The organism is Bacillus sp. EB600, assembly GCF_024494385.1.
GTDB lineage: Bacteria > Bacillota > Bacilli > Bacillales > Cytobacillaceae > JAEVLT01.
Genome location: NZ_JAEVLT010000001.1, coordinates 72,707 through 92,563, shown reverse-complemented (window position 1 = coordinate 92,563; position 19,857 = coordinate 72,707). Strand labels below are relative to the sequence as shown.

Genomic DNA, 19,857 nt, shown 5'->3' with positions numbered 1-19,857 from the left:
GCAATTTAATCGTGAATCAAGAGGTTCTCTTAACAATCATTGAACAACAGAACCCTTGGTTATTTCCTCCCAATGAGTCCTTGCAGATTGATCTATATTAATGGTACGACATATGAATGTATTGGTGGTTGCTGACCAACAAAAACAATAAAATAAAAATCCCAACTTTCTATATTTTCAAAAAGGTTTTGGAAAGAATTTAAAATAGCCTTTGGTAGTAACAAGCTTTTTAAAGAGTATATTCTTTTTCTGATTTAGTTATTTTTTCTAATGATCTTAAGGGAGCTGTCCAATGAGTAAACTTACCTATGAGAATAGGTTTACAACCCGTTATCTTTTGGATTCCCACGAACCAATTTATTTTTGTTGTAAGAGAGGATTTCTTGATCCCCATACTTTACGTTATAGAATGTTTGGAGCAGTTTGGAAGTTAATGGATGGGAAAAGATATATTTTAGGCTATTGGTTTGCCGATCAACAGAATGAGATAAAAGTTTCAGTGGAGAAAGCAGGTTGGAGAACCTACATTAAAGAAGATGATGAAATTTCAGAAATATATAAATGCATCAGAACAGCACAAGAAAACGAAAACTGGAAAAATAGATCCAAATTGCCCTTTATTTCAATATTTAATAAGCCTTTAAAGGGATTGGAGCGTGGGATGGTATGTATTAAGATCAATCAACCATTTCCCATGCATACTTTCATGTATACAAAAAAAGTTTATTCTATTTGGATCGAACGTATACATGTTTGCGAAACCGAAAATGATTTAAAAAATTTTTTAAATTTAATTAATGTTGAACATAATATCAATTTAAAACTTGGCGAAATTCAAGAGAAAATTTAAGTATTTTTTTAAAGAATATAATTATATGGTCTCGTCTTTCGCCAAGTCCTATCTTAATTAAATATTGTTCGAAATTTTTCAGAATCATGAGCAATCTCAAGAAAAAGTAGATTTTTATTAAAAAATAGCCTATGTCAAGTAATATGATAAAAATAACTCTTTACAGCTTTTTCGAATGGAGATAAAATAACCTCATGTTGAATTTTTAATTAAATATAAGGTCTAATCCCGATATAAAGGGAACGGAGGAACCAATTTTTGGGGGTTAATTCTACTTTTTGTAGAAAGGATGAGATTTCTCTTTCGCCATCCTACCCGTCAGCTAACTTCGTCGGCTATAGCGAAGGAGGTTTAAAAACCGCCTAATTCAGGGGGCTTTTTTGTTTTCTTAGCAAAAAGGGAGCTTGAAGAAAAAAGTAGGTTTTTTTTGATGCCTATTATAGAGGATACATGGGAGACGGAACACAAAGAGAGCATAATTTGCTATCTGGGTGTTAAGTAGACTAATAAATGTTAAATGCCAAAAGAGAGTTTTGTTTTCAATCTTGGTAAAAAGAAAACATTGGTCTATTTATTTTTTTGAGTTAGATTTCTCTCTAATCAAATTTAATATCTTTTTGGTGTAATCAAAATATGAAACTCTAAAACAAAATGAAATTAGAAAATTTACAGGAACTCACTAATTAAAAAGTTATATGCATGTTTCCCTAATCTAGTAATTCCAAGGGAAATAACATCAAGACAGGTGATGATACGGATGTTGAATGGTATGATGAAAATGAATATTGGTTTACCTAAAGCAACCATCCAACTTGACAAAAAAGTGTATACAGTTGGAAACAATATAAACGGTAACATTGAGGTCAAGGGTGGTCTTTTAAAAAATAAAGTAAAACGATATGATCTTGATTTAATTGGAACTGATACGAAATCTCTTAAAGAGGAAACCATTAATAGCCAAACAGTTTTATTTACTTATTCTAGTTTACCTAACAAATCAGAAATCATTCCTTTTTTATTTTATATACCTGAGAGTATAAATAAAGGTATTAATTCCTTTCAATATACTTTAATTATTAGAATTGTTTTTGAAAACTCCAAGAGTATTACACAATGCCTTCCTATTATTATCAATGACGAGCCATGATTTTAAAGATTTGGGATGAGATCCTCTTTGAATTTTTGAAGAATCATAATTATAGGTAGAAAATTGAACATTATCAAGAATGGGATTCTTTAAAAATTGAAGTTGTTTATCTGTTACTTTATTTCCTGTCATATCTTTAAAGTGTTTATTCTCAATGCTTATTCGGAGGCGATATGAATACCACCTTATGGTGGCTTTTTTTTTGACAGATGAAAAGCGAAAAGCTTAATCACTTTAATCCAGATTATATTCATTGGATAATATGTAAATTACAGTAGAATCTAAATACAAAAAGAAACAAATTAATTAGTGACCTTATTAGAAAATAAGGAGTGATAACCATTGGTGCTTGCTAAGGAGGAAATGGAACATTGATTGGGGCAAGTGCCAACCTTGAGGTGGCTGGATATCATATAACCTTTTTGAAGTTTTTAAAGGTGAGTTTCCCACTTATGCTTGTTTCCATTTTCATTTCAATGATGTATGTATATATAAGTTATTAATGTAATGTAGAAATATTAATGTCCGAAAAATAGGAGGTTGGAATAGTGCGAAAACAATATGTTGTAATTGGAATGGGGAGATTTGGTTCAAGTGTTGCCACTGCTCTTTTTAATGAAGGAAATGAAGTATTAGCCATTGATAAAAATGAAGAGAACATCGAAAAATACCAAGATTGCTTAACCCATGCAGTTATAGGAGACGCAACGGATGTACAAACACTCAAAGAGGTAGGAATCAGAAATTTCAGTACAGTCATTGTAGCTATAGGTGATGATATTCAAGCCAGTATTTTGTCTGTACTTTTACTTAAAGAATTGGGAGTAAAGCATGTAGTGGCAAAAGCGATCAACAATAGTCATGGACGGGTTTTGAATAAAGTTGGAGCAGATCGAGTGATTTTTCCTGAGAGGGACATGGGAGAAAGACTTGCTCATCAGTTGATGTCATCTCCTAATGTTTTAAATTTCATTGAACTTGCAGAGGACTATAGTATGGAAGAAATCAAAGTTCCTGCAAGTATGCACGGCCAAAACCTTCGTGAAATAAATATGCGGGCAAATTACAACATAACCGTAATTGCTATTAAAAATAACAATAAAATTGATATCTTACCAAATCCGGATCGAGCACTGGAACCAGATGATATCTTGATTGTAATTGGGGAAAATGAAGATTTACAAAAATTCTCCCATGTTAGTTAAGCGGAATATGTTGAAAAGCATAACCACTAAAGTTGTTTGTTATGGATTTTACACACTAACATTTCACTTTATTAGGAATTATAAGGGGAGAATACATAGTGAAATCAATAAAAAGAAAAGGTAATCTTATTAAATTACACCCATCACAAATCCTTGTAATAGGGTTTGGCAGTCTTATTTTAGTAGGTACTCTCCTTCTAATGCTGCCATTTTCTACAGTGGAGGAAGGAAGGGGCCTTCACTTCATTGACGCCTTGTTTGAGGCAACTTCTGCAGTATGTGTTACAGGATTGGCTGTTGTAGATACCGGAACAACCTTTACTCTATTTGGTCAAATAGTCCTTCTTATTTTAATCCAGTTTGGCGGATGGGGATTTATGACCATAGGGATATTTATGTTTATCATTCTAGGAAAGAAAATTGGATTAAAAGAGAGGCTGCTTCTCCAGGATTCATTAAATGTATTGACACTGTCAGGAGTTGTAAAGCTTGTTTTGCGAATCATCAGAATTACATTGATTGTAGAAGCTCTCGGTGCCTTGGTTTTAGCCATACGCTGGTCATATGAGATGCCATGGGGAAAGGCCATTTATTACGGCATTTTTCATTCGATCTCTGCCTTTAATAATGCAGGTTTTGGTCTTGAAACTGATAGTCTAAGTAAATGGGTTGGGGACCCCACTGTAAATATAGTAATCACTCTTCTATTCATTACTGGCGGCATCGGGTTTACAGTGATTATGGATATATGGCAAAAAAAATCTTTTCGAAAAATATCTTTGCATTCAAAAGTTGCTTTAGTTATGACCTTAATTCTCATCATAATAGGTACGATTATCATTTTTGTTTCAGAATTTCATAATCCTAAAACCATAGGTAAACTTGGAATAGGGGATAAATTATGGGCATCTTATTTCCAGGGTGTAGTTCCCCGCACAGCAGGATTTAATACAATTGATATTGGAAAAATGACTCTTTCATCTCAAGTTTTTACAATGGTATTAATGTTTATTGGGGCGTCGTCAGGTTCCACTGGGGGAGGAATAAAAGTAACAACCTTCGCTATTATTCTACTGGCTTTTTGGACGGTTCTTACAAATAGAGATAATGTGAATATTTTTAGAAGAAGAATTTCATGGAAATTGGTGAATAAATCTTTGTCAATTGCTGTTATTGCAATAATTTTTATCTTTACCATTTTCTTTTTACTCACTTATACAGAAAAAGCAGATATGAATAAAATTCTGTTTGAATCGATTTCTGCCTTTGGAACAGTTGGTTTATCAGAAGGATTAACAGGGAATCTTACACCAATTGGAAGAGTTTTGATTACCATTATGATGTTTATTGGAAGGCTTGGACCGTTAACCATGGCTTTCGCCCTTATGTCAAATAAGAAGGAAGCAAAAATAAAATACGCGGAAGAAAAAATAATGATTGGGTAAAAATATTTTAAATGTAGCTATTAAAAAAATATTTGCAATTTACTTATAGTTAAATAATAAAAAGAGCTGTTCACAGCTCTTTTTTAATGAACCAAAAGTTGGATGTTAAAATTATCCCAGATATGGTACAATTAAAATATATTTAAATATAGAAGACTTGGAGGAGCCTGTCACCAAGGGATTATTATGTCCTTTGGTAACAGGCTCTTTTTTTTATGTTTTTTTATGTTAAAAGAAAAGATTATAATGAAAGGTGGAATTTATGGTGTTAATACTTCAATTAGCCATTATCTTAGTTACAGCCAAGATAGCTGGGAGCATAAGCGTAAGATTGGGGCAACCTGCCGTCCTGGGTCAACTCCTGATAGGAATTGTGCTGGGACCATCAGCTCTCGGTCTAATAAATGAGACTGAAACTCTAGCGGAATTTAGTCAGATTGGTGTTATTTTACTCATGTTTATTGCAGGTTTAGAAACAGATATTGATGAGTTTAAACGATCTGGAAAAGCCTCAGCGTTTGTAGGGATGGGCGGAATTATCGTTCCACTTGTTTTAGGGTACATTATAGGGATCATTTTAAATCTTACATCTATACAATCGTGGTTTTTGGGCTTGCTGCTGTCTGCTACCAGCGTGAGTATTTCCGTCCAAGCACTGAAGGAGATGAACCAATTAAAGACCCGTGAAGGGACAACAATCTTAGGGGCAGCTGTGATTGATGATATAGTGGTAATCATTGCTTTGGCTTTTTTAATGAGTTTTGCTGGTGGAGAGGTCAACTTAACCACAGTGATTTTAAAGAAAGTGTTATTTTTTGCAGGGGCAATTCTTGTTGGATGGAAATTTGTACCTTTGTTTTTACGTAAATTTTCATCATTAAAAGTAAGTGAAACTGCCATTTCGTCTGCTTTAATAATTTGCTTTCTGTATGCATATTTAGCAGAATACACAGGAGTAGCAGCAATTATTGGAGCTTATATTTCAGGGGTGGCTATTAGTAAAACAACATTTAAAGAGGAAGTATTTAACAAGGTTGAAACAATTAGTTATTCAATCTTTGTTCCTGTATTCTTTACTTCAATTGGTGTCACAGCCGAATTTGCTGGCATTGCAGAAAATTTAGGCTTAATTGTTATATTAAGTATCCTAGCTATCCTGACCAAATTGATTGGTTCATCTGTAGGGGCAAAATTGTCTGGATTTGGTTTAGGGAGCTCATTGGCAATCGGTTCAGCTATGGTATCTAGGGGGGAAGTGGCTTTAATTATTTCAGGAATAGGATTAGAAACTAAACTGCTCTCACAAGAAATGTTTGCTGTCATTGTTGTTGTAGTATTAGTTACAACGATTGTTACCCCCCCAATGATGAAAGGATTCTTTAAATCGAAAATGAATGTAAAAAATGTATCTTAATCTGTTATTATAAGTATCCTTGAAGGGGTCGTCTTTATTATTCTAAATGAACTTTAAGAGTTTAAAAGGATGCGCAAGCTATCTTTACATTCAAAAGTGGTGCTTGTTACAAGCCTTGGTGTTAGTTATAGCCGGGGCAATCGGTATTTATGTCCTAGAATATACAAACCCTAAGAAATTAAAACCATTATCGTTTTTAGGGAAACTTTTAGCTTCCTTGTATCAATCTGTTACTCCTAGAACTGCGGGTTCAAAAATTATGATCGGATAACAAACACATAAAAAATGAGAAAAAATAATAATATATTAATCGTTTCGGAAAAAGTAAAGATTAATACACTTATTATTAAGAGGATTATACCTTTTGAGAAATTTGTTGATTTTTTGTTTCAATTATTGTCTATTTAGGAAAAAGATTAATGGGTAATATCATGGCATTTTGAGCAAATTAACTTGAAAGGGGTGAATGCTAATGCCAAGAGGTAAGGAATTAGAACAACTACCTGCAGCCAACGTAGCGCCTGGTGCTGGTATGGATCAAGGCAGGTATCGTAGAGAGGTTCTAGAAAGTATAGAACAAAATGAACAGCCGCAACCAAGCGACATAGAAAAAGAAAATGAAGATATGACGTAAGGCAGGATATGTTTATCCTGCCTTTTCCACTCTACTTATTCTTCAACAAGTTCTTTAATTTCTACCGTAGTTCTTTCCTCAAGCGGACCTCGTAAATGAACAGTTGCTGTTTCACCATCATCATTTATTTGATCAATCCAAATAGATGTGCCGTTGTATTTGACCTCAATATCAGCAGAAGAAGAGAGGATTTGCTTTACCCTATTTGCATTCATTTCCATTCACTCCTTTAACAGAATATTACTATTGTTCGTAGTAATGGCAGAAATCATTCAATAATTATTCGCAATGAGAAAACATAATCTGTTTTTGCTGTGATAAAATACATATAGCACCTACGAAAGAGGGAAAGTCTTGGACAATGATTATGTCAACGTTATGGAAGAAATTGTTTCAACACTTGTGACGGTATTAATGGTAAGCCCGGAGTACCAGACCTTTTGTCATTGCTCTAAGTGCCGAAATGATATTATTGCACTCAGTTTAAATACGTTGCCATGCCATTATGTCACAACCCAGGAATCAAGAATAAAGGTCTTCGAAATGCTGAATACTGTTGAAAACCGAAAATGGATCAACAAACGCTTAATTTCAGCTATTCATGTCGTTGGAAAGTATCCTAAGCATTAAGAAGCAAAGGAAAACGAATATATTTAGAACTAAATTTGAATAGGAACAGGACCGCATTTTTAGGTCGGGCTTGTTCCGTTTTCTTCTATAATATTTAGAAGGGTTTGGGAATGAAACGTTTCTTTGGAGCGTTAGTACTTGGGATTGGAGCGATCTATATCTATTCCTATCTAGTTTTTACTAAAAGCCATGGCAAATAATATTGGTGCAAATAGTTGAACGCAAAACGGAAGCCTGCTTTTTGTCGAAAATGACAGCTGCCTTTGTCTATCGATTATAGGGAAACTCAATTTTATTACCATTTATTGTCCCAAGGTCATCTATTTCTTCTAAAGAATCCATATAATCCTCGAATTCTGCTTGCAGCTCCCTTGGCGCACCCTCCTCTAAATACCAGTTTCCAGGTTCCTCGACAAAAAATGGGCTTTTTGTAAAACTTGGTCGTTTTCTTGGCATAGTATTCGCCCCTTTCTTAATATTAATAAATTGTCCGCATTATTTACGAGCTGCCTTTTAAAGCACCATTCAACAAATTTTTTTCTCCACTATTTTTTACAATAGTAACTAAAATATTCTTTTAAATCTATGTTAATAAATTTATTGCGCTTGAAACCGGAGGGGTTTATGATAGTCAAAGGAATAGAATATGATTCCTTAGGCTTTTATTTTTAACTAATACAAAAATTATTCATTTCCAGCACTTAAGTGGAATATGTATAGTGGATAGTGAGATGGTATATGTACATCCTTATTTAAAACCTATCCGCATTGCTGATAAATTGAGTCTTTAACAAAACAGGCGGATACTACTATTTTCGAAATATGGTCAAGCACTGATGAAAGAAAATTAGACAAACAAGATCCTTTCATTTGCCTAACACAAGATAGTCATGGACAGAAAGGATTACCATTATTTTTGTTTTCAATTTAGATTGAAATATGATATAGTAATTTAGGTTCTTTTACCGGGGTTAATTGGTAAGTGAGAGGAGAATCAAAACATGGGAAATCTTAAAATCTGGCAGCGATTAAACAAAAGCCATCTTACATTCTTTGGGATAGCTGTAATCCTTTTTTGGCTAAAAACATATGCTGCTTATTTAATTGAATTTAAATTAGGTATTGATAATACACTTCAAAAATTTTTATTGGCAATAAATCCAATAAGTTCAGCATTATTCTTTTTTGGATTGGCTTTGTTGTTTAAAAAGTGGACAAAACTAGTAATGATTATTATTAACTTTCTATTGTCTTTTTTACTTTATGCAAATATTGTATATTATCGTTTCTTTAACGATTTTATAACAGTTCCTGTCCTAATGCAGACAAAGACAAATACGGGTCAGTTAGGTGATAGCGCCTTATCACTGATGTCACCGTTTGATCTTTTTTATTTTACAGATACAATTTTATTAATTTTTTTAGCCATTAAAGTATTTAAAAAAGTTACTGAAACGAATCGAAAATCATTTAAAATTGTTTTGTTGTTTTCGATTACAGTTTTTCTATTCAACCTTGGTCTAGCTGAAAAAGATCGACCACAATTGTTATCTAGATCTTTTGATCGAAATTATATTGTGAAGTATTTAGGTGCTTATAACTTTACCATCTACGATGCTATTCAAAACATTAAGTCATCAAGTCAGCGAGCACTTGCTAGCGAAAGTGATATTACAAGCGTTGAAAACTATCGGAAAGCAAACTATACGCAGCCAAATCCTGCTTATTTCGGTAAAGCGAAAGGAATGAACGTTATTTATGTTTCGTTAGAGTCTTTCCAAAACTTTATGATTGACTATAAATTGAATGGTCAGGAAGTTACACCGTTTTTGAATTCTCTGGCACATAACGGCGATGGTAATACTTTCTATTTTGATAATTTTTACCATCAAACAGGTCAAGGTAAAACATCTGATGCCGAGTTTTTAATGGAAAACTCATTATATCCAATGTCACAAGGTGCTGTTTTTATAAACAAAGCACAGAACACATATCAAGCTGCACCGGCTATTTTAAAAGGGTATGGATATAGTTCCGCTGTTTTCCACGGTAACTACAAAACGTTCTGGAATCGAAATGTTATGTATAAGGCACTTGGTTATGATCAATTCTATGATGCCGAATATTATGACATGTCTGGTCAAAATGTGAAAAACTATGGCATGAAGGATATTCCTTATTTCAAGGAATCAATGCCAATGCTTGAAAATTTGAAGCAACCATTCTACACAAAGTTTATTACGTTATCTAATCACTTCCCATTTGAGATGGATCAAGGGGATACAAATTTCCCTGCAGGTGATTTTGGTGATTCAGTTGTAAATAATTATTTCCAATCAGCCCATTATATGGACCAAGCATTAGAGCAATTCTTTAATGATTTGAAAGCTGATGGATTATATGACAAAACGGTTATTATTTTATATGGTGACCATTATGGAATTTCCGAGAATCATAATGAGGCAATGAAGAAAGTATTAGGTGTAGACCAGATAACACCTACACTTAATGCACAATTACAAGAGGTACCATTGTTTATACACGTTCCTGGGGTCCAAGGTGGAGTTCAGCACCAGTACGGGGGAGAAGTAGATGTCCGTCCTACGCTGCTTCATTTACTAGGGATTGATACAAAAGACTACCTGGAATTTGGTTCAGATTTATTATCGCCACAGCATCGTAATTGGGCCTTGTTTAGGAACGGTGACTTTGTTTCGCCAGATGTAACACAAGTAAATGAAAAGTGCTACTCCACTTCAACAGGCTTGTTAAACAGTGATAATAGTGGTTGCACGGATATTTACAATAAGGTAAAAGTGGAATTACAAATGTCTGATGAAGTTGTTTATAAAGATTTATTACGTTTCTACAAACCGAATGGCTATACTCCAATTGATCCAAATAATTATGAGTATCTAGGTCCTAAGGGTGATAAGACTAAGACTGCGAAAGCCAACTAAGAGTGAAGATAACCTTCACTCTTTTTTTGATTGATAATAAGATGATCGCATCATTTTTTGGTACAATATGACATGTGAGAATTTTTAAAGGCAGGTAAAAATAATGAGAAAATTTATCTCGGCTGTTGCGTTAGCAATGTTAGTGATTTCAGGATGTTCTGCGGCTAATTCTTCAAATACAAATAAACCAACTAAATCGCCGGTAGTTGTTGAAAAATCAGTAGAGGGCAATAACAAACAAACTACAGCTAATGAAGGTCCTCAGACTAACTCGGAACAAACTGCTTCTGTTACTGACGATAGTAAACAGTTGCTCCCGGCTACTATTGTCAAAAATATAGATGGGGATACAATAGCTATTAATGTAAATGGGAAAAACGAAACAGTTCGAATGCTTTGTGTGGATACTCCAGAAACACATCATCCGCGTTTAGGGGTTCAGCCATTTGGACCTGAAGCATCCGATTTCACAAAAAAGACTTTATACCCAGGTAGAAAAGTCCAAATTGAACTTGGAATCGGCGGCGGTCGTGATAAGTATGGCAGGTTGCTTGCTTATATTTATGTAGATGGGAAAATGTTTAATGAAATGCTGTTAGAAGAAGGATTAGCTCGAGTAGCATACGTTTATGCACCAAATACAAAATATGTGGACCAATTTTATGCTCTTCAAAAGGAAGCCCAACAAAAAGGAATCGGGATATGGTCTATTGAGGATTATGCGAAAGAAGACGGCTTTCATCCAAATAAAGTCAACGGTTCTGGTCAACAGCCTTCGACTAATTCTAATACATCGTCTACGAGTCAGTCGGGAGGAAATTTTCAAAATAATCCTAGCGATGATCAAGAAACTAATAGTAACTGTAAAGGAAAAATTAAAGGAAATGTTAATTCACACGTTTATCATGTTCCGGGCGGGGCCTATTACGATACTGTACAAAATAATATTGCATGGTTCTGCACGGAACAGGAAGCAATTGATGCCGGATATCGAAAGTCAAAACGGTAAGAGAACAAAAGCGCTGGAATGACATTGAATACCTTCATTCATAGCTTCAACAGGTTATTATTTTATTATTTTTTGGAAAATGAAAAACTAGAATTATTGTAGTAATCATTCAGTTATTTTTTAAGTAACTGTTTTTTTTTATTAAAATTTTCATAAACACCGTTAAAATAGTGGCTTTTAAAGTGGTGAATATAATATAATGATTGGTAAAAAATCTAAATTAGGGGGGAGAAACATATGAGAGATGTAACACTCTTAACTATATTCGAGCATCATATTGCTCAAAAATTTTTAAACCGCTCTGGTTTAGCCCATGCGATTGCTGTTGCATACCATGCTTTTCATTTGGCTGTGGAACAAAATCTGGATGTCGATATTGCGGCAAAATCGGGGCTCCTCCATGACGTAGGTCATTATACATGGTACAGTAATGGAAAATGGGATTATGATCTTTATCGACAAAATGATATACATCCGATAAAAGGAGCAGAAAGAGCTCACAAGCTGTTAATTAGACTTGGCGAAAATCCGATTAAGGCCAAAACAATCGCACTTGCTATTTTATTTCATACTGATTCATTCTTACCTTCAAATGACATTGTTAGAACCCCTTTGCAGCAGGTCGTGAAACTTGCCGATGAGAGGGACGAAGAAGATGGAGGTATGCACCACTATCGGAAAATTGAATACAATCGGGCAAAACGAAGTATTATTCGCTTAGATGGACTAATTGATAAGTATTTAAAAGAAGTTGATTCTGGAATGTAAAAAAGCTGGGCAATTTTTGATAAACTGCACAGCTTTATAAGCAAAATAATATGTATTTAGAGATTATTTAAACTCGGTGAAAGCCTTCTTCTCTTAGAAATTCTTCTGCCTCTCCGTACGTATCAAAAGTAGCGTCAAGGTTTAAACCAAAATAGATATTCCAAGCCTCATTTTCATAAATCAATAATAGCTGGTCTTTTGCTTTATTGACCCAGCGTTCTTCCTGTTGATCCCCGATAATTGCTTGTTCTGCAATAGGTGGTTGTTTAACAACAGTAAGTGATTGAATTGCTTCGGCAATGATTTTCTTCAATTCCTCAGCAGAGAAATCACGGATATTTGTCATTCCTTTGTCGTCTTGTTCATAACCAAGCAATTGGCCTGAAAACACATAACCATTTCCATTAGGGTGAAGATGATAGACAATATTTTTTTTATCAGATAGACTGTTTTTTAATTGAAAATTAACCCGGCCGAGAGACACATTTTTTCGCTCTAACTCAGGGAAACTTTCTATAATAGCCAATTTTTCGGCAAAAGTAAGCATAATCTCCTCCAAATAATCATAGTCAACTATAAATTTATCATATCTAATTTAAACATGAAAGATACATTTTATTTACTCAGATGTTCACGAAAATGGTTTCTAGTGAAAAAAGCGCCCTAAGGCGCTTTTTAGATGAGAAGATTAATTGGAGGCAACTTTCTTATGCTTAGTAATATCCTCCACCCATGTAAGCAGAACCTACAATGATAAGCAAGATGAACAATACAACAATTAAAGCAAAGCTAGTGTTTCCACCGCCGCCGCAGCCATTTCCCATACAAAACACCTCCTTAAATAGGTTACTCTATAATATGTAAAAATGTGTCCAAAAGTATGGACGAAGAGCCAAAGGTGATCACTTCTTACAAAAAAGGGCATATTTCTAGACGGTAATGGCTATGTTCCCGGATTTATGGCAACATATTATTTACCTCTAGCATTTCTTATTTAAAGATTAAAGAACTAAATATTATGGCAATAACTTTTTTGTGTCCAGGTTAGTAGAAACTTGTATGTTTGATTAAATAACAGCTAAAATATAATTCGTGATGAGTTGATTTTATTAAAAAATTTTAAAAGTAAGTAGGGAAAAAACATGATTGCAAAAACAGAAGAGGATTTTAAGGGATTAAAGGAAATTGGCAGGATTTGTGCGGCCATTCGAGATGAATTGGTACGGAGCGCTAAACCTGGTATTACCACCAAAGAATTGGATGATATTGCTGGTGAACTTTTTGAGAAGGAGGGTGCCGTCTCCGCTCCGAAAGGCGAATATGATTTTCCTGGGTACACTTGTATCAGTGTAAATGAAGAGGTAGCACATGGTATTCCTGGAAGCAGGATCATACAAGCAGGAGATATTGTGAATATTGATGTCTCAGGATCAAAAAACGGCTATTTTGCGGATACAGGTGTCTCAATCGTCGTCGGCGAAGGAGATGAAGCATTAATAAATATGTGTAAGGTTGCGAAAGAAGCATTTGAAGAAGGAATTAAGAAAGCAATTCCCGGCTCTAAAAAAAGTAGGATTGGAAAAGTTGTCTATCAAACGGCGAGAAAGCGAGGGTTCACAGTTATTAAAAACCTGACAGGACATGGAGTTGGAAAGTCAATTCACGAATCTCCTGAATATATTTTTAATTATTATGAGACAGAAGGGGATGAATTACTGCAGGAAGGTATGGTAATAGCTGTCGAACCATTTATCTCAACCCTTGAGGAGGAAGTTTTTGAAAAAGGTGACGGTTGGACCTATATCACTGAAAAAAGTTTTGTCGCGCAATATGAACATACAATGATCTTGACAAAAGATGGACCAATTATTATCACATTATAAAAAAACCGAGACGCTATCAATAAGAAGTAATGCTGTCGAGTTTAATCTAGAAGTATAATGTATAAGATTTTATTAAAGGATCGGGATGTAGGTTACTTGGCCTCCATCATCCTTCCTATCAATGACCAAGCAATTGATCAAATCGGGGTCCGTTTGTATCGGATGTTTTGACATAGATCCCTCTAATCGGCTGGTGTATAGTAGTATTCCTTAGTATTTAGGTTTGGAAAAATCGTAAGGAATCGGGGGGAGAAATAAGATGATTACTTTTAAAAATAACAGTATAATTGTTTTCCAGAGCAGCTTTTTTAAAATGAATTCAACTGTTATTACAACGGAGGATCTTGTCATCGTGGTGGACCCAGGGTATCATCCAAATGAAATCGAGCAAATTCGTCAATATGTTGATAAAATCAAACGGGACAAGCCTATCTATGTGCTATTTACCCATTCCGATTTCGACCATATTGTCGGCTATGGAGCTTTTCCTGATGCTAAAACGATTGCAAGTCAACAGTTTGTTGAAAGTCGATTCAAAGTTAAGCAGCTGAGGGATATAGTCAGTTTTGATGATGAGCTTTACATTGACCGTCAGAACAGAATCGAATATCCAAAAATCGATATTACGATCAGCAGTGATGGTGAAGAGTTGAAAATTGGGGAAACATCAATTACATTCTATCATGCGTTTGGACATACAGATGATGGTCTTCTAACAGTAATTGACGACAAAAATTTGTTGATTTCCGGTGACTACCTCTCCGATCTTGAATTTCCTTTTGTCTATTATCGTTTTTCTGAATATAAGAATACATTGAATAGGTGTAAACTAATCTTTGAAAGCAAAAGTAACCTGATTTTAATCTCAGGTCATGGTAGGGTGACGGAAGATCCACTTGAAATTCAACAAAGGATTAAAGCTTCAGAAGACTACTTTATGCTGATCGAATCTAATTTAAGCAAAGAAGGGTTTAGGCGGTTCCTCGTAGAAAAGGGCTACACCTATGTAACCAATCTTACAAAAAGGCATCAAGAAAATCTAATGGTATGGAAAGAAGAACAATCTTAAACAACTGATTTATTTCTCGGGAAAGCGCAAGAATAGACATTTTCCAACTGTAAAGATGTCGTAAGATGTAAATTATGGATTTATAAATAAGAAAAATGTCATATAAAGTCAAAGGTTTCCCGCTAATTATGGGACTTATACCGAATTTTTTTATATTTCATCATCAATAATCGTAGTAATTTACGAAAACATTGGGAAATGTAGCGGGTTATGTCCAGTATCGGTAAATATCAATTTGAAAATGATGCTAACCGATTACTCTAAATTTTAAAAGATTAAACTGAATATACAAGGAGAATAGACGTTATGAAAAAACAAGTAATCATATACTCTACTGAAGGGTGCATTGAATGCACAATGGTTAAAAAGGTGCTCACTGAGGAAAACATCCCATTTGAGGTGAGAGATGTGTTGGCCAACCCTGATTATCAACAGGAGGTTGAAAAATTTGGATTTTTGGGTGTTCCTGTCACCGTTGTAGGGGACAAGGCGGTAAAAGGATTTACTAATGAATTGAAAGAACTAATCGAAATAGCAAAAAAGTAAGAAAGCGTAACTTGACTCTGAATGTCCATAATTTCCCGTTTTTATCGTTACTGAACCCATTGTAATGAACCTCTATTTTCTTTCATTATAGGCTGTGTTAAAGGTCATTGTTGATTTTGTACCCTTGTTGTTTGGAGCGGAAATCAACTGCTGAATTAACAATTATAAAAAAAGGAGAGTTCTCAGCCGGCTGAGAACTCTCTTTTTAGCATCAAGCGCATTCAATGTTTTAGCTGAGGATCTATTTGCAATAAATACGCCGAGTAAGACAAATGTAATTTAATGAACACGGTTGCGACAATCTTCGTTTAAAATTATAGGACTTTTTGATTAAAATAAAGGCAAGTGTGGATTTATGGAAGAAAAGGAAGGAATTTTTTATTTTAATAAAGAACTATATAAAATACAAATAATCGTCCGCCCACTGATCTTAGTATTTTTGACAGTTTACGAGAAATACCCCGAAAATTTTGTTTTCACGGCATTTCATTATAAGGTAAATGAAATTTCAAAGGATTTTTCTTTCTCAACTGCAATTCCATTTAAAGATAAAAATTTTCAAAAAACGGCAGCTAGAAAAGATGATGACAAGTTTATCTATTCCATCAAGTTATGAAAGAAGGTATAATATGAGCGAAAATTTTTTTGCTGACTATAAAAAGTTTATTGTTGTACCAGAAGATGAAAACAGAGTTGGGAAAGAAGTATATGATCCGAAGAATTATGCTGCATATTATATACTGACATTGTCCATTTTTAATTCTCGTATATCAACCTGGAGAGATGCTAGTAAATTTGAAATAGACGTTGAAAAAAGCATTAAAACCGTCATATTAGATTTTAATCAAAATCAGCGTGGCATTTATCATCTACAATTGCTTGAATTAGATAGGTTTAAAAACTATTTTATATTGGCTCTTTCCTCTAAAACAAAATTTGAAGAAGAGGAGGCAAAAGAGCGAATTTCGTTTATAATTGATAGAATCCTTACAAACCCTTTCTATGTGGCGCAAAACTGGTTCAACTTAATTGGTGAAAAAGGAAGAGTCGAACGGAAACTCTTTTGCTGGTCCTTCAAGGAATACAAAGTAGAAAATCAGGAGCAAGCAAAAATCAACGAAAAATATGAAAATATCAGTGAAATAGTTCCAAAAAGTGGAGAAATTAAGCTAATTAAAAGCTCTCTAAAAAGAGATATTCTCTAAAAATCACCGAAAAATCATTTGGATGATACTTCAAATCAAACCGCAATAACTTCCAGCGGAAGTAGCCTTTGCGGTTTCCTTCTTTTTTTTTCTCTCAAACTTTGAAAAGAAATATTCTCCGTTTATATACAGGACTTATAACTCATGAATAAGAACTATTTTGACCAAAGTCTCATATTTTCGTTAAATTTTTCTTTTTTTTCATGCTTAGAAGCTATATATACCTATGAAATATGGTAAGATTTATCTAAAAATAACATTTTTTATAGTTTGCTTGTAATATTTATACATATTTGTGGGATTGGCATATTGGAGGAGGAGTTATGGAACAAACTATCAAGAGAAGTAGATCAGAAGAACATAAGAGGAAGGGAGGTATCGTAAAAAAAGCGATCTTGCCCACTTTTTGCTTTGCAGCTTTGTCTACGATTGCTTTTGAGGAAGCAGTCCACGCGGCGCAAACAAATCCACCCCAGATTCAAATCGTTAGTGAAGGTACTCTTAAATATGTAAATGTAAGCAGCGGATCGTTAAATTTGCGTACCAGTGCTTCCGCGGGTGCCGCGGTTATCGCTACTCTATCAAAAGGAACAGCAATAACCGTTTATTCAGAAATAAATGGGTGGGCATGGGTAAAAGCTAATGGCAAGGCTGGGTATGTAAGTTCAATTTTCCTATCTTCAACTAACCCATCCAGCAGTGCAAAGAAGAGTTCGTCCATTGCCGCGACAACTAAATATGTAAATGTAAGTAGCGGTTCTTTGAATCTGCGAACAGGAGCCTCAACTAGTGCAGAAGTGATCAGTGCTCTTTCAAAGGGAACAGCAGTTTCAGTCAATTCGGAAACAAATGGCTGGTCATGGATTAACGTAAATGGGAAGGAAGGCTATGTCAACTCTAGTTTTTTATCAAACACCAATTCAATTAGCAGTCCGGGCAATCCCCCGACTGTAGGGCAGTCCATCGCCTCCGCCTCAACACCTGATGCACCGGCAGCGACAACCAAATATGTAAATATAAGCAGTGGTTCTTTAAATTTACGAAAGACTGCTTCAACAAGTGCATCGATTATTGTAAAACTAGCAAAAGCAACAGCGGTAAAGGTTTATTCAGAAGCTGGGGGCTGGTCTAAGATTGAGGCATATGGGCAGACAGGCTATGTTCGTTCAGAATTTTTATCTGCCGGAATACAGAGCCCCGTAACTAGCGTGCCTCCCGTTCAACAGGTGGTAACAAGATATGTGAATGTAAGCACAGGTTCAAGCTTGAATTTACGAAAAAATGTTTCGACAAGTTCCACAGTTCTGGCAAAGTTATTAAATGGGACTGAAGTAAAGGTTTATTCTAATTCAAATGGCTGGGCAAAGGTTCAAGCGAGCGGTCAAGAAGGATATGTTAGTTCCGCTTTTCTTTCCGAAACAAAACCAGCTACGACTAGTAAAGAAGAACAAACAGTCGTAACGAAATATGTTAACGTAAGTCTTAGTTCGAGCTTGAATATGCGTAAAAGTGCATCTGCAAATTCATCAATTATTGTAAAAATAGCTCGGGGTGTTGGGGTAACTGTTTCCGCTGAATCTAATGGTTGGGCAAAAATCGAGGCTTACGGACAAACAGGCTTCGTCAGCTCTGAATACTTATCGCTAACAAAACCTTCTGCCGGAAAAGACTCAGCAGTAGACAACAATGCTGGGCCAGATTCGACTTCGGGGAACAATGCCGGAGCCAACGCTATGCCTGATGGTAAAGGTACAGATTCACAAGGAGAGAATGAAGTCGGAACAGGGTCGAAAGTAGAAAGCAATTCAGGAACTGACACCTTACCAGTAAATAGTTCCGGGTCATATACAGGTGAAAGCGTGGTCAAATATGTAAATGTTATTTATGGTTCTAGTTTAAATATGCGTTCCGCAGCTGCAAACAGTGCATCAGTAATAACGAAGCTGGCAAGAGGAACGATTGTTTCGGTTTTGTCAGAAGAAAATGGCTGGGCAAGGATAACAGCTAACGGAGCCGCTGGATACGTTAGCTCGAAATACCTATTATCAAGCGAACCATTTAATCCCATTCTAAATAGCGGTGAGCCTGAAAAAGCGTACCAAAACTATACAATTAGTTTAAGTGATATGACGAAAATTCAAATGGCTGTTAGTCCACAAACTGATAAAAAGTATGATTCCTACATAAGGGCGGATGCCTTAACACTGACTGGTTCCTCAAGTGGAACAGTTAGAGGAACTTCATGGAATATTAGAGGCGGGGCAGGTACAAACTATTGGGTAGTCGGCAAGGTAACCAATTCAGATACACTGCAAATTCTCTCGAAGGAAAAGGGAACGGATGGAAATGACTGGTATCGGGTCAATTTTAATAAGACGTGGGTGAATGCTAGCCCTGATGATGTAGCTTATTATATAGATCCATCTCATTTTTTAAATAATACAGTTGACTCGCTTCAATTTCTGAAGCTCTCGGTACCGACAAAGCTTAGTGCGACAGAAGTTGATAACAGAATTCTTGCTGGAAAAGGCAGCTTACAAGGACAGGCTGCAGCCTTTATTGATGCTGGTAATACATACGGAATTAATGAAATTTATTTAATTTCCCATGCACTGCTTGAGACTGGAAATGGTACATCACAACTTGCAAATGGTGTGGGGATTAATGGAAAAACCGTTTATAACATGTATGGAATTGGTGCCTATGATGCTTCAGCTGTTACTAGTGGTGCCCAATTTGCCTATAATGCAGGCTGGTTCACTCCACAGGCAGCTATCGTTGGAGGTGCCCAGTTCATTGCGAATGGGTATATTAACGCAGGACAGGATACCCTTTATAAAATGAGATGGAATCCAAGCTCCGCTGTTACAAAAGGCGAAGCCTCCCACCAGTATGCCTCAGATATTGGCTGGGCTTCAAAGCAAGTAAACCAGATTTATAACCTATACAATTTACTAGATTCATATAAACTCGTCTTAGACATTCCACATTATCAGTGAAAATGAACAAAAGTATCGGGCTTCCAATTGGTAGCCCGAATTTTTTTGAAGTTCTTTTTCTTGTAATTCAACTGAATAACCCAAATTTCTGCA

At 35.2% G+C, this 19,857-nt stretch carries 20 protein-coding genes and 1 riboswitch; of the genes, 16 read left to right on the top strand and 4 right to left on the bottom strand.

The genetic code is table 11. From position 1 onward, the window contains the following. Nucleotides 1–292 precede the first annotated feature (292 nt). From JN080_RS00460 to JN080_RS00435, 6 genes are all read left to right on the top strand, one after another. On the top strand, nt 293–850 hold the full coding sequence (locus JN080_RS00460) for a hypothetical protein (RefSeq protein WP_256233912.1): 558 nt from the start codon (nt 293–295) through the stop codon (nt 848–850). A gap of 209 nt (nt 851–1,059) precedes the next feature. Further along, nucleotides 1,060–1,202: riboswitch (cyclic di-AMP (ydaO/yuaA leader) on the top strand. Between the two features lie 405 nt (nt 1,203–1,607). Further along, nucleotides 1,608–1,997, top strand: a complete 390-nt coding sequence (locus tag JN080_RS00455; protein WP_256233911.1) for a sporulation protein — start codon at nt 1,608–1,610, stop codon at nt 1,995–1,997. A 548-nt stretch (nt 1,998–2,545) separates the two neighbouring features. Further along, complete coding sequence (locus JN080_RS00450) at nt 2,546–3,202, top strand: potassium channel family protein (RefSeq protein ID WP_256233910.1); 657 nt, start codon at nt 2,546–2,548, stop codon at nt 3,200–3,202. 98 nt (nt 3,203–3,300) lie between these two features. After that, nucleotides 3,301–4,647 carry a TrkH family potassium uptake protein gene (locus JN080_RS00445; protein ID WP_483861532.1) on the top strand — a complete coding sequence of 449 codons (1,347 nt, stop codon included), beginning with the start codon at nt 3,301–3,303 and terminating at the stop codon, nt 4,645–4,647. Nucleotides 4,648–4,912: 265 nt separating this feature from the next. Further along, entirely contained in the window at nt 4,913–6,061 is a 1,149-nt protein-coding gene (locus tag JN080_RS00440; RefSeq protein WP_256233909.1) for a cation:proton antiporter, read from the top strand. A 472-nt stretch (nt 6,062–6,533) separates the two neighbouring features. Beyond that, nucleotides 6,534–6,695, top strand: coding sequence for a hypothetical protein (locus JN080_RS00435; RefSeq protein WP_256233908.1), 162 nt, complete (start codon nt 6,534–6,536; stop codon nt 6,693–6,695). A 35-nt stretch (nt 6,696–6,730) separates the two neighbouring features. On the opposite strand, the gene JN080_RS00430 is transcribed toward JN080_RS00435, so the two are convergent. Then, nucleotides 6,731–6,910, bottom strand: coding sequence for an H-type small acid-soluble spore protein (locus JN080_RS00430; RefSeq protein WP_256233907.1), 180 nt, complete (start codon nt 6,908–6,910; stop codon nt 6,731–6,733). A 139-nt stretch (nt 6,911–7,049) separates the two neighbouring features. On the opposite strand from JN080_RS00430, the gene JN080_RS00425 reads away from it, so the two are divergent. Then, entirely contained in the window at nt 7,050–7,325 is a 276-nt protein-coding gene (locus tag JN080_RS00425) for a late competence development ComFB family protein (RefSeq protein ID WP_309144641.1), read from the top strand. A 267-nt stretch (nt 7,326–7,592) separates the two neighbouring features. Here JN080_RS00425 and JN080_RS00420 read toward each other — a convergent pair whose 3' ends face one another. After that, complete coding sequence (locus JN080_RS00420) at nt 7,593–7,781, bottom strand: hypothetical protein (RefSeq protein ID WP_256233906.1); 189 nt, start codon at nt 7,779–7,781, stop codon at nt 7,593–7,595. A 545-nt stretch (nt 7,782–8,326) separates the two neighbouring features. Here JN080_RS00420 and ltaS point away from each other — a divergent pair. From ltaS to JN080_RS00405, 3 genes are all read left to right on the top strand, one after another. After that, nucleotides 8,327–10,285: a lipoteichoic acid synthase gene (gene ltaS / locus JN080_RS00415; protein WP_256233905.1), complete on the top strand. Its 1,959-nt coding sequence runs from the start codon at nt 8,327–8,329 to the stop codon at nt 10,283–10,285. Nucleotides 10,286–10,388: 103 nt separating this feature from the next. Then, on the top strand, nt 10,389–11,294 hold the full coding sequence (locus JN080_RS00410) for a thermonuclease family protein (RefSeq protein WP_256233904.1): 906 nt from the start codon (nt 10,389–10,391) through the stop codon (nt 11,292–11,294). 237 nt (nt 11,295–11,531) lie between these two features. Continuing rightward, entirely contained in the window at nt 11,532–12,062 is a 531-nt protein-coding gene (locus JN080_RS00405; protein ID WP_256233903.1) for an HD domain-containing protein, read from the top strand. A 67-nt stretch (nt 12,063–12,129) separates the two neighbouring features. Here the strand turns inward: JN080_RS00405 and JN080_RS00400 are convergent, their stop codons facing one another. Continuing rightward, the gene (locus tag JN080_RS00400) at nt 12,130–12,609 is read right to left on the bottom strand and encodes a hypothetical protein (RefSeq protein ID WP_256233902.1); all 480 of its coding nucleotides are present in this window, start codon (nt 12,607–12,609) and stop codon (nt 12,130–12,132) included. 166 nt (nt 12,610–12,775) lie between these two features. Continuing rightward, nucleotides 12,776–12,886 (bottom strand): YjcZ family sporulation protein, encoded by a 111-nt coding sequence (locus tag JN080_RS00395; RefSeq protein ID WP_256233901.1) that lies wholly within the window; start codon nt 12,884–12,886, stop codon nt 12,776–12,778. A 318-nt stretch (nt 12,887–13,204) separates the two neighbouring features. Here JN080_RS00395 and map point away from each other — a divergent pair, with 318 nt between their 5' ends. The 6 genes from map (at nt 13,205) to JN080_RS00365 (ending at nt 19,764) form a co-directional block, all read left to right on the top strand. Next, entirely contained in the window at nt 13,205–13,945 is a 741-nt protein-coding gene (map, locus tag JN080_RS00390) for a type I methionyl aminopeptidase (protein WP_256233900.1), read from the top strand. A 259-nt stretch (nt 13,946–14,204) separates the two neighbouring features. Beyond that, nucleotides 14,205–15,014, top strand: a complete 810-nt coding sequence (locus JN080_RS00385) for an MBL fold metallo-hydrolase (protein WP_256233899.1) — start codon at nt 14,205–14,207, stop codon at nt 15,012–15,014. A gap of 306 nt (nt 15,015–15,320) precedes the next feature. After that, a complete protein-coding gene (locus tag JN080_RS00380; protein ID WP_256233898.1) occupies nt 15,321–15,560 on the top strand; it encodes a glutaredoxin family protein in 240 nt (79 codons plus the stop codon). Between the two features lie 355 nt (nt 15,561–15,915). Beyond that, nucleotides 15,916–16,176, top strand: coding sequence for a hypothetical protein (locus tag JN080_RS00375; RefSeq protein WP_256233897.1), 261 nt, complete (start codon nt 15,916–15,918; stop codon nt 16,174–16,176). A 13-nt stretch (nt 16,177–16,189) separates the two neighbouring features. Next, a complete protein-coding gene (locus JN080_RS00370; RefSeq protein WP_256233896.1) occupies nt 16,190–16,765 on the top strand; it encodes a hypothetical protein in 576 nt (191 codons plus the stop codon). Nucleotides 16,766–17,088: 323 nt separating this feature from the next. Beyond that, nucleotides 17,089–19,764: an SH3 domain-containing protein gene (locus JN080_RS00365; RefSeq protein ID WP_256233895.1), complete on the top strand. Its 2,676-nt coding sequence runs from the start codon at nt 17,089–17,091 to the stop codon at nt 19,762–19,764. Nucleotides 19,765–19,857 lie beyond the last annotated feature (93 nt).